Source organism: Candidatus Streptomyces philanthi (genome assembly GCF_059553635.1).
Window position 1 is genome coordinate 43894 of sequence record NZ_JCANQV010000005.1, and the last position, 16393, is coordinate 60286.

Consider the following 16393-nt stretch of genomic DNA (forward strand, 5'->3'; position numbering starts at 1 on the left):
GGCCGTCAGGCCCGGCGGGCGATCGTGATGATCTCCCGGCTCGTCGCGGTGACGGGACCCCGGTCCCAGTCCCCGTGGCGCGCCTCGACGACGAGGCCCGCCGCGGCGAGCAGGGCGTCGAGTTCCGGCTCACCGAGGAAGCGCAGGGTCGCGCGGTCGACGCGCAGGACGGTGCCGTCGGCGGCGGCCGTCGTACCGGTGAAGGTGACGAGATCCCCGGTGACGGACTCGACCTCGTGCCACAGGCGCAGGGCGCGGCCGGACGCGTCGGTGACCTCGACCGCGTGCGAAGGGTTCCAGTCCTCCCAGGCGCGCGCCCGCGGGTGGCGGGTCTCGAACACGAAGCGGCCGTCGTCCCGCAGCGCGGCCCGGACGGCGGCGAGCGAGGCCCCCAGTTCGGCGGCGGTGACCAGGCACTGGAAGGCGTGGCCGGTCATCGTCGCGAGGTCGAAGGCGCCGCGCCACGCCGCGTCCGCCGCCCGGCCCTCGACCCACTCGACGTCGGTACGCCGCCGGGCCCGCGACAGCGCGGCGCGGTCCGGGTCGAGGCCGGTCAGGCGCCCGGGGTGGCCCTGTTCGCGGGCGCGGCGCAGCATGGCGCCGGTGCCGCAGCCGACGTCCAGCACCGCGCCCGCGGCCATGACCTGCGCGTCGTAGAAGGCGTCCGCGGGCCAGTGGCGGGGGTCCCACGGGTTGAGCAGGTCGTACAGCGCGGCGGCGTCGGCGTCCGGGTACATCGCGCCAGTGTCCCCGCCTCACCGGCGCGTCTCAACCGGCGCGCGCCCCTCCCGTCCGGTTCCCGCCGTCGGCGCGGCACCGTTCCGGGGCGCTGGTGAGCAGGCCCAACTCGGCGGCGCGCACGCCCGCCTGGAACCGTGAGCTGGCGCCCATTCTCGTCATCAGCTCCGCGACATGGCGGCGGTAGGTGCGGACGGACACGGCGAGTTCACGGGCGGCGACCTCGTCGGTGACGCCGGCCTGCAACCGCCCCAGGACCTGCCGGTTGAACTCCTCCCGTGGGCGCTGCGTCCACCCCGACCACTCCGCCGGGGCGACCGCGGCGTGCCACATCCCGTCGAAGAGGGCGTACATGGCGCGGATCACCGGGTACGAGCGGACCAGGGAGGCCCGCCGGCCGGCGGGGGTCTCCACGCAGGTCAGTACGGTGCGGCCGTCCACGATCAGCAGCGGTTCCACCGGCATGGCGGTGATGCGCACCTGGTGGGAGGGGACGGCCGCCAGCCGGCGGGCGAGCGGCGCGTCCAGAGCGGTACGGGGGCACAGCAGCCGCACCTCCAGGCGGCCGGTGCCGCCGTCCAGCAGCCTGCCCACCACCGTCCGCAGCACCGGTGACCCGCCCTCGCGGGGCGCGGCGGCCATCGTCACGCTCCTCCGGGCCTCGGCGATCATCTGCTCGGCCATCGCCAGGACGACACCGTCCTCGCCCACCACCTCGGACAGCAGTGATTCCTCGGAGAGACGGCCGCGGTGCTTGGCCACCGTGGACTGGATGAGGGACTGGAGCTTGAGCAACGCCTCTTCCAGCTCGTCGTGTTCGGCGCCGGAGGCGGCCGGAGATTCCGACAGCACTAATTTCTTCAAGCCTGCTCACCCCGTTACTGCGCCGCGTCGCGTCGACGTGTGGCGCCACCCAGTGGAAGGGAGTACGGAACGCCGTACGCCCGTCAGCCGAGCGACCGTGCTCCGGCCGTGCCCGGTCCGCTGTGATCCCTGCTTTCTCCGGTCATCCGTGTCTCACGCGTGTCCCGCGGTCACCCCTGTGGTCCGGTGGCGGGGGCGGAGAGGGTAAGGCGCGCTGCGGGCCGGACCTGGCGCCCCGGGGTGTGGGGGCACGTCGTTCCGGCGTCCTGGCGCCGCGTCCCGGGGTACGGGGGGCGGCGTGACGGGCACCGGGCGCGCAGGGGCCGCACACGCGGGACCGTGCGGCCACGCCCGTGACGGTTCGACGCATCAACAACGCGAACATCGCTGTGCCCCCTGCGAACAAATCTCTCCAACCGAGAGAATACTGACAGGTCACCAGAAACAGAAGATAGCGGGTAGGCATCACCCGCTGTAACAGCAGGAACTTCCGGCGTCCGCCCCACGGCACCCCTTCGTGCCGCGCGAGGCATGACGCACCCTCCCCCGCCAGCCGACACGCCGTCAGCCTACGTCGGATTCCGGTCAACCTACCGCACCCGGACGAGGAATCCGGACGGAAGTATTTCCGCCGCGTGAAAACGGAAAGCAGAAAGTCAAAGGATGAACTTTCTACGCGCGATGAACGACGCAACACCTGGTAGATCGCTTCCGGAGCGTCACGGACGCACTCCGCCACGCATCGATCCGTACGGAATTCCCCGTTCCGCGCGTCACGGAATTCCTGTCGGAATCCTCACGCCGGGCGACTCACGGCAGTCCGAAAAAGGACGGGCGCGGCAGGAGCGCCGCGCACACCTCGGACATCACCCACCGTTACCCCTCACCCCACCTCTTATTAGGTAGACTGGTCTACCTAATAACGGCAGGGAGTGAGACCGATGAGCGACACGAAGGACAGTGCCGGGCAGCCGGCCGCGCGGCGGCGGGGTGCCGCGCGGGGGCGGATTCTCGATGCCGCGGCCCGGCGGTTCTACGCCGACGGCGTGGCGGCGACGGGGATCGACACGATCACCTCCGAGGCCGGTGTGGCGAAGATGAGCCTCTACAACAACTTCGCCTCCAAGGCCGACCTCGTCTGCGCCTACCTCCGGGCCCGGCACGACGAATGGCTCGGGCTCTACCGGCGGCGGCTCGCCGCGGCGCGAGGGCCGCGCGAGGCCGTGCTCGCGGTCTTCGACGCCTACGCCGACCACGCCTCGTTCGCCTACGAGCACGGGTTCCGGGGGTGCGGACTGCTCAACGCCGCCGCCGAACTGCCCACCGGCCACGAGGGCCGGGAGGTGGTGCGCCGCCACAAGGAGGAGGTCGAGGACCTGCTCACCACCCATGTCCGGGAGTTGCTGCCCGGCGAGGAGGAGAGGGCGGCCGCGACGGCGGAGCATCTGGCGTTCCTGCTCGAAGGGGCCATTGTGCGCGCCGGCCTCGAAGGGGACGGCACGCGTGTGCGGCACGCCCGCGATCTGGCGGAGCGCCTGGTGGACGCCCTGTGACGGGTCACGACGGGCACGGCGCCGGCGTCCTCGCGATCCTGGTGGCGTCGGTGCTGTGGGGCACCACGGGCACGGCCGCGACCTTCGCCCCGGGGGTGGGGCCGCTGGCGATCGGGGCCGCGGCGATGGGGCTGGGCGGACTGTTGCAGGCGGCGGTGGCGGCGCGTCCGATCGTCCGGTCGCGGGCGGAGTTGCGGGCGCGGTGGCGGATCGTGCTGGTCGGCGGGGTGGGGGTGGCCCTGTACCCGTTGGCGTTCTACAGCTCGATGCGGCTGGCCGGTGTCGCGGTGGGCACGGTCGTCTCGCTCGGCTCGGCGCCGCTGGCGTCGGCCCTGATCGAGTGGGCCGCCGACCGGCGGCGGCTGTCCCCGCGCTGGCTGGGCGCCGCCGCGCTGGGGGTCGGCGGGACCGTTCTGCTGTGCGCGGCCGAGGCGGCGCGGGCCGGGTCCGGGGCGGGTACCGGCTCCGTCGGGCGGACGGTCGCCGGAGTGGGGCTCGGGCTGGTCGCGGGCGTGACGTACGCCGTGTACGCGTGGGCGGCACACCGTCTCATCCTGTGCGGCACCGCCTCGCGGGCGGCGATGGGGGCGGTGTTCGGGCTGGGCGGCCTGATGCTGCTGCCGGTGCTGGCGGTCACGGGCGCGCCGCTGGTCGCCTCGTGGACGAACGCGGGGGTGGGCCTGTACATGGCGCTGGTGCCGATGTTCGCGGGCTATGTGCTGTTCGGGGTGGGGCTGGCCCGGGTTCCCGTGAGTACGGCGACGACGCTGTCGCTGCTGGAGCCGGCCGTGGCGGCCGTGTTCGCGGTCCTGGTGGTGGGCGAGCGGCTGCCGGCGCTCGGCTGGGTCGGCATGGTGCTCGTCGTCGCCTGTCTCGTCGTCCTGACGACTCCCTCCCGGCGGGTACGGGCGGCTGAGCGCCCCTCCGGCACCGCTCCCCCGCCCGCGGTGCGCACGGCGGACGGGGAGCCGGCCCCGCTTTCCTGACGGGGTGCGGGGTTTCCCCGCCTCAGATCGCATACACAGCGAGGTGTCCGCTTACCGGAATTCCGTCCGCGTCGCCCGCGGTACCCGACCGGGATCACCGTGACCGGCAACCGTCGATCACCTGTCAATATTCCCGAAACAATGCGGGGCGCAATTTTCGGCCATTCTGGTTGCGGCATTCCTGGTGGGGTGGGGCCGAAAGGCGGTGGGCGGGCGCCCGGTCGCTCTCGGATCACGGCGTCTGCGGCGGCATGTCCCCAGGCCCCGGCGCGTGCGCCGGTGGTACGCCGGATGCCCGCGCGACCTGCGGTAACGGTCCCGGTGGAGGGTGCGCCGGGGCCGGACCGTCCATAAAAGCGCCGAATCCGGCCAACGGGTGACCGGTCAGCTGGGCATGCCCGGGAGACATTATTATCGAGAACGAAAATTGATGGGCACGGGTTGGGAGGGACATGCGGCCACGCGTGGACGAGATGCTCGACTACTGCACCCTTGAGGTCGCGATGACCGTGTGCGGGGGCATCTGGAAGCTCAGTATTCTGAAATACCTTTTCAATGGAACGCACCGTTTCGGTGAGTTGAACCGTGCGATGCCCGACATCACCCCGCGGATGCTCACCCGCCAGCTGCGCGACCTGGAGGAGGACGGCCTGGTGCTGCGGACCGTCTACCGGGAGGTCCCCCCGAGGGTCGAGTACTCGCTCACCGAGATCGGCATGAGCCTCAAGGGCCTGGTGGAGCAGCTGGAGGAATGGGGCCACTGGTACCGCGAGCAGGTCCGCGGCCGCGTCCCCGACTCCTCGATCGCCTGAGCCGTCACGGCCCGGCCGCGCGGCGGCGTCCCGGAGGACGTCACCGCGCGGCCGGGCCGACGCGTCAGGCGGTGGTCCGCTGCGGGACGTCCGCCGCGGGGACCGTGGCCCGGTGGGGCCGCAGCAGGACGGCGGTCAGCGCGGCGAGCGCCAGCAGGACGACCGCCACCGTCGTGGTGGTGACGGAGAACCCGGTCTCGTAGGCCCGCTGCGCGCTGCGCCGCAGGGCCTCCCCCGTACCGCCCGTGAGCTTCCCCGCCAGGCCCATCGCGGCACCCAACGAGCCGGAGGCGGCGTCGGACTGGCCCGGCGTCAGGCCGCCGACCGGGGCGAGATGGGCCTGGTAGGACACCGTGACGATGATGCCCATGGCGGCGACGCCGAGGCCCGCGCCCAGCGAGAAGCCGACCTCCTGCACGGCCCCGGCCTCCGCCGCCCGCTCCGGAGGTGCCGCGCTCATCATCGCGTCGGCGCCCAGCGTCATCACCGTTCCGGCGCCGAATCCGACCGCGACCAGCGCGGCGAGGTTGCCCGCCGCGCCGAACGCCGCCAGCGCGGCCAGGGCGAGGGCGAGCACCGTGACACCGGTCGTGACGCCCCAGCGGTTGCCCAGGGCCGCGGCCAGCTTCGGGGCCACCACCCCGCCGACCGCGCTCGCCACCGCGACGGGCACCAGCGTCAGCCCGGCCTTCAACGGCGAGTAGCCGTCGACGAGTTGCAGCAGCTGGGTCAGCAGGAACAGCAGCCCCGTGTAGGCGCCGTAGCAGAACAGGATGGCGACCGTGGACACCGAGAACCGGCGGTCGGTGAACAGCCGCATCTCCAGCAGCGGATTCGGGATACGGCGCTGGCGCAGGGTGAAGACGACCAGCAGGACCGCCCCCAGCACGCCCGCCGCCACGGTGGCCGGGGACGGCCGCTCGGGCTGGCCGATGTGCTGGAGCGCGTAGACCGCGCCGGCCAGCCCGAGGATGGAGAGCACCGCGCTGAGGACGTCCCAGCGGTGCGGGTCGGGGTTGCGGGACTCGGGCACGAGTACCGCGCCGATCACGACGGCGAGCGCCGCGATCGGCACATTGACGAGGAAGACCGCGCCCCAGGAGAACTTCTCCACCAGCGCGCCGCCGAGCACCGGGCCGAGCGCCGCGCCGGTGCTGGAACTGGCCACCCACAGCCCGTACGCGAGTGACCTCTCGCGGGCGACCGGGAAGATCACCCGGATGATCACCACCGTGCTGGACAGCATCATCGAGTAGCCCAGGCCCTGGACGGCGCGGGCCGCGATGAGCTGCCCGGACGCGGAGGAGAGGGCCGCCGCGAGGGAGGCGAGGGCGAAGGTGGTCAGCCCCGCCATCAGGACCCGTTTGCGGCCGAGGCGGTCGCCGAGTGTGGAGCAGACGACCAGGGTGGCCGCCACGGTGAGCGGGTAGCCGTCGGTGATCCAGAGGAGCGCGGAACTCGACGGGAGTAATTCCCGGCCCACCGTCGGCAGTGCGACATTGAGGATGGTGAGGTCCATGCCCCCCATGAGCATGCCGGCCAGCAGCACGGCCAATACCGCCCAGCGGCGGGGCGCCGCGTGTTCTTCCGTCATGCCGCCATCGTGCGCAGGGCCCTGATGAAGAACAAGTACGGTTTTTTCTGTCCCCTAGGGACATGATGTGTACCGACCCGGGCCGCTTTTTTCCCGGATGGCGGTGAGGAAGTGACCGGACGACCGCTTCCGCCGCGGCACCGGAGGGACCGTGCCGTACCGGGAGAACGGCCGCACGCGCGCAGGCCCGGCACGGGGTCACAGGGCGCGCGGACGGGGCGCGCGGCCCGCCTCGCGCGCGGCCCGTCAGCAGGACGCGGTGGGCCCTCAGCCGGCTCCCCCGCCGGCGGGGTCCAGCAGACGCAGGAACCGTGGTGCCGCGCTCACCTCCGGCAGGGCGGCGAGGGCGTCCACCGCGGTCAGCAGCGCCGGTTCGGCGGTGACCGCCGTGGTCAGGACCAGCGTCTCTCCGGTGCCGGTGCGGCGGTGCCGTACGGAGTCGGCCCGTATGCCGTGTGCCGCCAGGACGGTGGTGATGCCGTCGAGGGCCATGGTGGCATCGGTGACGCCGAGACGGAGGTGATAGCGGCTGCGCAACTCCGGCCGGGGACAGTCCGGTTCCGGCACGGTGGCGGGCGGCGCGGTGTCGTGGTGGCCGCTCAGTCTTCTCCTCCCCGCCGTCACCAGGTCCCCGACGACGGCGCTCGCGGTGGGCACCCCTCCGGCACCCGCGCCCCGGAACAGCAGCTCCCCGGCGTCGGCGGCCTCGACGACCACCGCGTTGTCCGCGCCGCGCACATCGGCGAGGGGGTGGTCCCGGGCGACCATCGCGGGGTGCACCCGCAGCAGTACGCCGTCCGGGCCGGGGCCGGTCCGTTCCACCACGGTGACCAGCTTGACGACACGGTCGCAGTCCCGGGCGTCCGCCACGTCCGCCGCGGTCACCCCGCCGATCCCCTCGCGGTGGACGCTCGCCGGGGGCAGCCAGGTGTGGAAGGCGAGGGACGCCAGGATCACGGCCTTGGACGCCGCGTCCGTCCCGTCGACGTCGGCGCTCGGGTCGGCCTCGGCGTAGCCGCGTTCCACGGCCTCACGCAGCGCCGACGCGAGGTCACCGCCGGTCTGCGTCATACGGTCCAGGACGTAGTTGGTGGTGCCGTTGACGATTCCGGTGACGCGGGTGATCCGGTCGCCGCCGAGGGAGTCGCGCAGCGGCCGCAGCAGCGGGATCGCGGCCGCGACGGACGCCTCGTAGGACAGGTCGACGGCGTGCCGTGCTGCCGTCTCGTGGAGGGCCGGTCCGTGCCCGGCGAGCAGTGCCTTGTTGGCGGTGACCACCGACGCGCCGTGCTCCATGGCCGCGACGACCAGGGAGTGCGCGGGTTCCGTCCCGCCGAGGAGTTCCACGACGATGTCGATGTCGTCCCGTTTGACCAGGCCCAGCGGGTCGTCGGTCCACAGGTGCGGGGCGAGGCTCACGCCGCGCGGCCTTCCGGGGTCGCGTACGGCGACGCCCGCGAGCTCGACGGGCGCGCCGATGCGGCCCGCCAGCGCCTCCCCCGCCTCGTCCAGCCGCCGGACCACTTCCGTACCGACCACTCCGCACCCGAGTACGGCGACCTTCAGGGGTCCGGTGTTCATGGCGAGATCCTTTCGGCGGCGGGACGGCACGAGCGGGGAACGGGGACGGTCGGCGGCACGGTCAGCGCCCCGTTCCCGCGTGGACGACGGCCTCGGTGGCCGCGTCGAGACCGAAGCGGCGGTGCAACGCCCGTACCGCGTCGTCGAGTTGGTCGGCACGGCACAGGGCCGAGACCCGGATCTCGGAGGTGGAGACGGACTGCACGCCGATACCGGCCTCGGCCAGGGTCCGGCACAGCGCGGCCACGATGCCGGCGCCGCCGCGTATGCCGGAGCCGACGAGCGAGACCTGGCCCGTTCCGGCGTCGCAGCGCACCGGTCCGTGGCCGGTGCGGTCGCGGTGCCGTTCCAGCAGGTCCACGGCGCGCGGCCCGTCCGCGCCCGGCACCGTGAAGGTCAGGTCGGGGGCGGGCGCCGCGGTCGCGTCGGCCGGCAGGTTCTGGAGCATGCCGACGGGTATCCCGGCGGCGGCCAGGACGTCGAGGACGTCCGCGACCGCGTGCAGTCCGGCGGGCACCCCCGACACCGTGATCTTCGAGATGGACCGGGTGTGCGTCACACCCGTGATGCGGGTACCTTCCACCGCGCGCTCCTCCACCGCATGCGAAACGAGTGTTCCCGGACGGTCCGTGAAAGAGGACCGGACACGGATGTCGACTCCGTGCCGGCGGGCGTACTCCACACAGCGCGGCATGAGGACCTTCGCGCCGGTGGCCGCCATTTCGAGCATGTCCGCGCTGCCGACGGCCGCCAGCAGCCGCGCGCTGCCGACGACGCGGGGGTCGGCGGTGTACACCCCGTCGACGTCGGTGTAGATCTCGCACACATCGGCCCCCAGCGCCGCGGCCAGGGCGACCGCCGTGACGTCCGACCCGCCGCGCCCCAGGGTGGTGGTGTCCCCGGTGTCCCGGCAGACGCCCTGGAACCCTGCGACGAGGGCGATCGACGCCTGGGCCAGTACCCGTACGACCCGGTCCGGTACGACCTCCACGATGCGGGCCCCGCCGTGGCGCGCGTCGGTGAACACCCCCGCCTGCGCCCCGGAGAGGGAACGGGCGGGGGCGTCCAGGTCGTGGAGGGCCATGGCCATCAGCGCGTTGGAGACCCGCTCCCCGGAGGAGAGCAGCATGTCCATCTCCCGCGCGGGCCGGTTCCCGCTCACCTTCTCGGCAAGGTCGATCAGTTCGTCACTGGTGTCGCCCATGGCCGAGCAGACCACGACGACATCGTGACCGTCGCGCCGTGTCCGGGCGATGCGTTCGGCGACCCGTCGTATCCGGTCGGCGTCCTGCAAGGAGGAGCCTCCGTACTTCTGGACGACCAGCACCTTCCTGCTCCCTTCGATGTCGTGAACGTCCGGGGTTCCCCGGCGGGGCGGGCCCGCCGCGCGCCGTGCCCCGCCGCTCCCGGGCGGCGGGGCACGGCCGGGGGCTCAGAAGGCCGTGTCGAGCCAGGTCGCGACCGTCCGCGCGGTCGTCCCGGCGCACTCGTCGATCATCGAGACATGGCTGCCCGGCGTGTACACCTCGGTGTGTGCCGACGGCCAGGCGGAGCGTTCCTCCCTGCCGGCGCCGGGCAGGTCCTCGGCCCGGACCAGCAGCGTCGGCGCGGCGGCCCGCCGGGGCCGCCACCCCGCGAAGAGGCCGAGGTAGCGGCCCATCGCGGTGAGGTTGGTGTCGTCGACCAGTTCGGCGACGCCGGGCTTGGCGGCCAGTTCGTCGAAGAGCGTCACCTGGATGCGTTGCAGCTCGGGCGCGCCCGGCAGGAAGCTGTCCAGCAGGACGACGCCCGCCACGGGGGCCGTCCCGTGCAGTTCCTCGGCCACCGCCTGGGCGAGCCAGCCGCCCGAGGAGTACCCGGTCAGGACGAACGGCCGATCGCCCGCGCAGGCACGCACCGCGTCCGCCTGCGCCCGTACGAGCGCGGTGACGGACTCCGGCAGGGGCTCCCCCGCCGTGTAGCCCCCGGCGGACAGCGCGTACACGTCCCGCTCGCCACGGAACACCGAGGCGAACCGGGCGAACTGGTACGGGCTCGCGGGCGCCACGAAGGACGGCAGGCACACCAGCGCGGGCCCCCGGTCACCGCGCGAGAAGCGGACGGGCGGACGGACCGGGGCGGGCCGCTCCGGGACGGGACGCAGCCGGGCGGCGGCCGCCAGCAGATCGAGCCCTTCGTCGATCAGTCCGGACGCGCACGCCGAGCGGAACAGCGTTACCAGCGGGGCGGCCGCGACGGGGGCGGCGTCGGGGGCGGCCGCGTCCTCGGGCGCGGTGTCCTGGTCGGGCGCCGCCTCCTGGCCGGGTTCCGCCACGTCCTCGGACTCGGTGAGGAGTTCGTCGAGCGCCTTGGTGAGCTGGTCGACGGTCGGGTGGTCGAACAGCGCCGTGACCGGCAGCTTCACCCCCGTCAGTGTGGCGAGCCGGGTCCGCAGCTCCATCGCGGAGAGCGAGTTGAGGCCCAGTTCGGTGAAGGTCTCCGTCGGCTCCACCGTGCCGTCCCTGCCGCGGCCCAGCGCCAGGGCCAGCTCCTCGGTGATCGTCCGCGCGAGCAGCCGGGTGCGGTCCTGGCCGGTGCCCCCGGCGAACCGCCGGGACGGGCCCGGCGTGCCCGCGTCCCTGGCGGTGTGCTCCCCGGTGCGGTCGAGCCAGTACCGCTCCCGCTGGAACGCGTATGTCGGCAGTTCGTCCCGGGCCGCGCCGTCCAGGCCGAACGCCTTCGCCCAGTCGACGGGGACACCGTGCGCGAACAGCCGCGCAGCGGAGCGGTAGAGCTGGGCGAGGCCGCCCTTGTTCCTGCGCAGCGAACCGCCGACCACCGCGTCCCCGCCGGCCGCCGTCACCGTGTCCTGGAGTGCGGCGGTCAGCACCGGGTGCGGGCCGAGTTCGACGAACGCGGTGTGCCTGCGGTCGAGCAGGACCCGTGTGGTCTCCTCCAGCCGGACCGTACGGCGCAGATTGCGGTACCAGTAGTCCTCGTTCAGCTCACGGGTGTCCAGGAGCCCCGCGGTGACCGTCGAGTAGAACGGGATGTCCGACTCCCGCGGCCGGATGCCCGCGAGACCGGCGGTCAACGCGTCACGGACGTCCTCCACATGGGGTGAGTGGGAGGCGTAGTCGATCGCCACCCGGCGGGCGCGTACGCCGTCGGCGGTCAGCCGCCGGTGCAGTTCCTCCAGCGCCTCGGTGTCACCGGAGACCACGGTGGACCCCGGCCCGTTGACCACGGCCACCGTGAGCCGCCCGGACCAGGGCTCCAGCAGGGTGTGCACCCGGTCCCGCGCGAGCGGCACGGACAGCATGCCGCCGCGCCCGCTGAGCGCCAGCACGGCCTTGCCGCGCAGCGCCACGATGCGCGCGGCATCGTCGAGCGAGAGGGCGCCCGCCACATACGCGGCGGCGATCTCGCCCTGCGAGTGGCCCATGACGGCGGACGGGGTCACACCGAGCGCCCGCCATGCCTCCGCCAGCGAGACCATCACCGCGAACAGCAACGGCTGCACCACATCGGCCCGTTCGAGATCCGGCGCTCCGGCGGTCTGACGGACGGCGTCGGTCAGGTTCCAGTCGGTATAGCGGGCCAGCGCCTGCTCACACCGGGCCATCGATGCGGCGAACTCCGGTGAACCGTCGAGGAGTTCGACCGCCATGCCGACCCACTGCGGGCCCTGACCGGGGAAGACGAAGACGACCTTGTCACGGACAGGGGCGGCGGCCGGAGCCGTCTCGGCGGTGACGATCTCGGAGAGCCCGGCGAGCAGTTCCGCGCGGTCGGCGCCCACCACGACGGCGCGGTGGTCGAAGACGGTGCGGGAGGTGGCGAGGGCGTGGCCGATCCCGGCCGGCTGCCAGTCGTCCCGGCCGGTCAGGTGGTCGCGCAGCCGCTGGGCCTGCGCCCGCAGCGCCCGGGGGCTCTTGGCGGTGAGCACCCAGGGGACGGCGGTGGGCGGGGCCGTCGGTGCGGGGTGTGGCCGGTCTTCCTGGGGTGGCTGCTCGATGATGACGTGGGCGTTGGTGCCGCTGATACCGAAGGACGAGACGCCCGCACGGCGCGGACGGTCACCGTCCGTCTCCCAGGGCCGGGCCTCGGTCAGCAGACGCAGCGGCCCGTTGTCCCAGTCGATGTGCCGTGAGGGCTCCCGCACGTGCAAGGTGGCGGGCAGGAGGCCGTTCCGCATGGCCATCACCATCTTGATGACCCCGCCGACGCCGGCAGCGGCCTGTGAGTGGCCGATGTTGGACTTCAGCGAGCCCAACCACAGGGCCGCTCGCCGCTCCCGCCCGTAGACGGCCGACAACGCCTCCGCCTCGATCGGGTCACCCAACCGCGTACCGGTACCGTGCGCCTCAATGGCATCCACCTCGGCCGCCGACACCCGCGCGTCCCGCAACGCCTGGGCGATCACCCGCTGCTGCGCACCACCGTTCGGCGCCGTCAGACCGTTCGACGCCCCGTCCTGATTGACAGCGGTCCCCCGCACCACCGCATGCACCCGATGCCCACGACGACGCGCATCCGACAACCGCTCCACCAACAGCAGCCCCACCCCCTCACTCCAACTCGTCCCGTCCGCATCGTCCGAGAACGACTTCGACCGACCGTCCGCCGCCAACCCCCGCTGCCGACTGAACTCCACAAAGGTTCCGGGGGTGGACATCACGGTCGCGCCGCCCACCAGGGCCAGGGAGCATTCGCCGGAGCGGAGGGCCTTGGCCGCCAGGTGGAGGGCCACCAGGGAGGACGAGCACGCGGTGTCGACGGTGACGGTGGGGCCGGTGAGGTCGAAGAGGTACGACAGGCGTCCGGAGATGACACTGGCGGTGTTGCCGGTCAGCAGGACCCCTTCGAGGTCGCCGGGCATCTGGTGCACCGGAGGGGCGTAGTCGTGGTACATGGCGCCCACGAACACCGCCGTGTCGCTGCCGCGTACGGTCTGCGGATCGATCCCGGCATGTTCGAACGTCTCCCACGCCGTCTCCAACAACAACCGCTGCTGCGGATCCATCGCCACCGCCTCACGCGGCGAAATACCGAAGAACGACGCATCAAAACGATCCGCATCATGCAAGAACCCACCCGCACGCGCATACGTCTTCCCCACCGCGTCAGGGTCGGGGTCGTAGACGTCCTCCGCCCAACCACGGTTGACGGGGAAGGCGCTCACGGCGTCCCGTCCCTCGGACACCAGCTCCCACAGGTCCTGCGGGGACGCGACTCCGCCCGGGTAGCGGCAGCCCATGCCCACCACGACCAACGGGTCATCGTCGTCCGGGCGAGTGACGGTCGTCCCGGGGTCTTCGGCGATGGCCTCGGACGGGCCGGCCAGTCGCTCGTCGAGGTAGGCCGTGACGGCGTCGGGGGTCGGGTGGTCGAAGACGAGTCCGGTGGGCAGGGGTACGCCGACCGCGGCGCCGAGTTTGTTGCGGAACTCGACGGCCATCAGGGAGTCGAAGCCGAGGTCGTGGAAGGAGTCCGCGGGCCGGATGCCGGAGGGGTCGGGGTGGCCGAGTACGGCGGCGGTCTCGGACCGTACGACCTCGGTGAGGCGTTCCCGCCGCTGTTCCTCCGGGAGCCGCGCCAGGTGGAGGCCGGGCGATGCCGGGGCCTGTGCCCTCGCGCGGCGCGCGGGCCGGGCACCGATCAGCCGCCGCATCAGCGCCGGGATCTCCCCCGTGCCGGAGCGGGCCGCCGCGCGGTCGAGACGGAGGGCGGCGAGCGCGGGCCGGTCCGTGGCAAGGGCCCGGTCGAACAGGGCGAGTCCTTCGGCGTGCGTCAGGACGCCGACGCCGGCGCGGGCCATGCGCTGGATGTCGTTGTCGGCCAGCGTCCCGGCCATGCCGCCCCGCTGTTCCCACAGGCCCCAGGCGAGTGAGGTGGCCGCCAGCCCGAGGGCGTGGCGGTGGTGGGCGAGGGCGTCGAGGGAGGTGTTGGCGGCCGCGTAGTTCGCCTGCCCCGCCGCGCCGATCAGGCCGGAGATCGAGGAGTACAGCACGAAAGCGGACAGGTCGAGGCCGCGGGTCAGCTCGTGCAGGTTCCGGGCGGCCTCCGCCTTCGGGCGCAGCACACCGTGCAGCCGCTCGGGCGAGAGCGCGGTGATGACACCGTCGTCCAGGACGCCCGCGGTGTGCACCACGGCGGTCAGCGGATGTGCGGCGGGGACCGTCGCGAGCAGCCCGGCCAGCGCGTCGCGGTCGGCCGCGTCGCAGGCCACGAGCCGCGCCTGGGCGCCCCGCTCCGTCAGCTCCGCCACCAGTCCGGCCGCGCCGGGGGCCCGCTCGCCGCGCCTGCTGAGCAGCAGCAGATGCCGTACGCCGTGCCGGGTGACGAGATGCCGGGCGAGCAGGCCGCCCAGGGCTCCGGTGGCGCCGGTGATCAGGACGGTGCCGTCCGGGTCGAACACCGGCCGGGCCTCCCGCGCCGTGTCCGGCAGCGGGGCGAGTTCGGGCGCGGACGCGGTGCCGGCCCGCAGGGACAGGTGCGGCTCCCCGGTGGCGACGGCGGCGGCCAGCGCGCGGTCGGACTCCTCGGTGCCGTCGGTGTCCACCAGGACGACGCGCCCGGGGTGCTCGGTCTGCACGGACCTCACCAGGCCCCAGGCCGCCGCGGCCGCCGGGTCGGTGTCACCGTTCCGGGTCAGCACCACCAGCGTGCCCGCGCCGGTCCGTTCGTCGGCGAGCCAGGTCCGTACGGTCTCCAGGACGGGCGTCGCCGCGTCCGCCGCCGTCGCCCCCGTGACGGGCAGGACGACCACGGGCGGCAGATCACCGGCCGGCAGGTCCCGGGACGGCTCCAGGACGTACGGGGATGTCCCGGGCCCGTCGAGCGGGACGTCCCGCCACTCGACGGTGAACAGCGCGCCCCCTTCACCGGCCCGTCCCGGCGCGCCGTCGGGCAGCTCCCGCCACCTCAGCTCGTCCACGGTCGCCACCAGGGTGCCGGTGTCGTCGGTGACGGCCAGGGACACGGTGTCGGGGCCGCGCCGGGTGAAGGTCACACGCAGCCGCGTCGCCCCCGCCGCGCGCAGCCGCACCCCGGACCAGGAGAACGGCAGCCGCGCGGGCCCCGACGCCTCGGCGATCCCGGGCAGCAGCGCGTGCAGTGCCGCGTCGAGCAGCGCCGGGTGCACCAGGAACGGCTGGTCCGGCCGGTGCGCGTCGAGATCGGCCTCGGCGTACACGCTGTCGCCGCGCACCCAGGCCGCGCGCAGCCGCTGGAAGGCGGGACCGTACCGGTAGCCACGCTCGGCGATCCGCTCGTAGGCGCCGCGCAGGGCGACCGGTTCGGCGTCCGCGGGCGGCCAGGCGCCCGGTACGGCCGGTGCCGTGTCCGGGCCGTCGGCGGCGAGGCTGCCCGTGGCGTGCAGGACCCAGGTGTCGTCCTGCCGGCTGTGCATCCGGAGGTCCCGCCGGCCCGTGTCGTCGGGGCCGCCGACGGTGAGCCGCAGGGGCACGCCGCCGTGCTCGGGGACGACGAGCGGTTCGGTGAGGGTGAGGTCCGCGACGGTGCCGCAGTCGACGAAGTCGGCCGCGCGCAGCGCCATCTCCAGGAAGGCGGTGCCGGGCAGTACGACGGTGTCGCGTATCGCGTGGTCGGCCAGCCAAGGGTGGGTGGCCGTCGACAGGCGTGCGGTGAACGTGACGCCGTCCCCGTCGGCCTGTTCGACGGCGGCGCCGAGCAGTGGGTGGCCGAGCGGGTCCAGCCCGGCCGCGGCGATGTCCTTGCCCTCGGTCCCGGCCGTCAGCCAGTGGCGTTGGCGCTGGAAGGGGTAGGTGGGGAGGTCGATGACGCGGGCGCCCGTGCCCTCGTAGGCCCGGCTCCAGTCGGCGTCGGCACCGCGGACGAACAGTCGGCCCAGGGCGTTGAGGAAGGTGTCGGGTTCGGGTTTCGGCGCGCGGAGCAGCGGTACCGGGACGGTCCCGGAGTGCTGGACGCAGTCGGGGACGAGGCCGGAGAGCGTGGCACCGGGGCCTATCTCGACGAACGTCCGCACGCCCTCGCCCTCCGCGACCCGTACGGCGTCGAGGAAACGTACGGGGCGGCGGGCGTGCTCCACCCAGTAGTCGGGCGAGGCCAGCGTCTCCGGGCCGGCCGGCTCGCCGGTGACCGTGGAGACGATCGGGACGGTCGGTTCGCCGAACGTCAGGCCCTCCAGCACCTCGCGGAACTCCGCGAGCATCGGTTCCATCAACGGCGAGTGGAACGCGTGACTCACCGCGAGCCGTTTGGTCTTGTGGCCCTGACCGGCCAGCGCCTCGGCAATCGCCC

The 16393-nt window shown here is 73.5% G+C and carries 9 protein-coding genes; 3 read left to right on the forward strand and 6 right to left on the reverse strand.

Features of this window, described 5'->3' with window-relative positions:
• Nucleotides 1-5: 5 nt before the first annotated feature.
• Together AC51EU_RS01825 and AC51EU_RS01830 are read right to left on the reverse strand one after the other, a co-directional pair.
• Nucleotides 6-737: a class I SAM-dependent methyltransferase gene (locus AC51EU_RS01825; protein WP_496264807.1), complete on the reverse strand. Its 732-nt coding sequence runs from the start codon at nucleotides 735-737 to the stop codon at nucleotides 6-8.
• A 31-nt stretch (nucleotides 738-768) separates the two neighbouring features.
• Nucleotides 769-1590: a helix-turn-helix transcriptional regulator gene (locus tag AC51EU_RS01830; RefSeq protein ID WP_496264808.1), complete on the reverse strand. Its 822-nt coding sequence runs from the start codon at nucleotides 1588-1590 to the stop codon at nucleotides 769-771.
• 953 nt (nucleotides 1591-2543) lie between these two features.
• Here AC51EU_RS01830 and AC51EU_RS01835 point away from each other — a divergent pair.
• The 3 genes from AC51EU_RS01835 to AC51EU_RS01845 all read left to right on the forward strand — a co-directional run bounded on the left by AC51EU_RS01835 (nucleotide 2544) and on the right by AC51EU_RS01845 (nucleotide 4953).
• Complete coding sequence (locus AC51EU_RS01835; protein WP_496264809.1) at nucleotides 2544-3155, forward strand: TetR/AcrR family transcriptional regulator; 612 nt, start codon at nucleotides 2544-2546, stop codon at nucleotides 3153-3155.
• Nucleotides 3152-4141, forward strand: a complete 990-nt coding sequence (locus tag AC51EU_RS01840; RefSeq protein ID WP_496264810.1) for a DMT family transporter — start codon at nucleotides 3152-3154, stop codon at nucleotides 4139-4141. Before AC51EU_RS01835 ends, AC51EU_RS01840 begins: the two co-directional genes overlap by 4 nt.
• A 452-nt stretch (nucleotides 4142-4593) precedes the next feature.
• The gene (locus AC51EU_RS01845; protein WP_496264811.1) at nucleotides 4594-4953 is read left to right on the forward strand and encodes a winged helix-turn-helix transcriptional regulator; all 360 of its coding nucleotides are present in this window, start codon (nucleotides 4594-4596) and stop codon (nucleotides 4951-4953) included.
• Between the two features lie 64 nt (nucleotides 4954-5017).
• Here the strand turns inward: AC51EU_RS01845 and AC51EU_RS01850 are convergent, their stop codons facing one another.
• The 4 genes from AC51EU_RS01850 to AC51EU_RS01865 all read right to left on the reverse strand — a co-directional run bounded on the left by AC51EU_RS01850 (nucleotide 5018) and on the right by AC51EU_RS01865 (nucleotide 16388).
• Nucleotides 5018-6547 carry an MFS transporter gene (locus tag AC51EU_RS01850; protein WP_496264812.1) on the reverse strand — a complete coding sequence of 510 codons (1530 nt, stop codon included), beginning with the start codon at nucleotides 6545-6547 and terminating at the stop codon, nucleotides 5018-5020.
• Between the two features lie 267 nt (nucleotides 6548-6814).
• Nucleotides 6815-8128: a homoserine dehydrogenase gene (locus AC51EU_RS01855; protein ID WP_496264813.1), complete on the reverse strand. Its 1314-nt coding sequence runs from the start codon at nucleotides 8126-8128 to the stop codon at nucleotides 6815-6817.
• A gap of 61 nt (nucleotides 8129-8189) precedes the next feature.
• Nucleotides 8190-9455, reverse strand: a complete 1266-nt coding sequence (locus AC51EU_RS01860) for an aspartate kinase (protein ID WP_496264814.1) — start codon at nucleotides 9453-9455, stop codon at nucleotides 8190-8192.
• 105 nt (nucleotides 9456-9560) lie between these two features.
• The gene (locus AC51EU_RS01865; protein WP_496264815.1) at nucleotides 9561-16388 is read right to left on the reverse strand and encodes an SDR family NAD(P)-dependent oxidoreductase; all 6828 of its coding nucleotides are present in this window, start codon (nucleotides 16386-16388) and stop codon (nucleotides 9561-9563) included.
• Nucleotides 16389-16393: the final 5 nt, after the last annotated feature.

What these genes read in the sequence shown, in the direction of transcription:
- AC51EU_RS01825 (WP_496264807.1), bottom strand. Translation starts at nt 737, where the DNA reads ATGTACCCGGACGCCGACGCCGCCGCGCTGTACGACCTGCTCAACCCG.
- AC51EU_RS01835 (WP_496264809.1), top strand. Translation starts at nt 2,544, where the DNA reads ATGAGCGACACGAAGGACAGTGCCGGGCAGCCGGCCGCGCGGCGGCGG.
- AC51EU_RS01845 (WP_496264811.1), top strand. Translation starts at nt 4,594, where the DNA reads ATGCGGCCACGCGTGGACGAGATGCTCGACTACTGCACCCTTGAGGTC.
- AC51EU_RS01850 (WP_496264812.1), bottom strand. Translation starts at nt 6,547, where the DNA reads ATGACGGAAGAACACGCGGCGCCCCGCCGCTGGGCGGTATTGGCCGTG.
- AC51EU_RS01855 (WP_496264813.1), bottom strand. Translation starts at nt 8,128, where the DNA reads ATGAACACCGGACCCCTGAAGGTCGCCGTACTCGGGTGCGGAGTGGTC.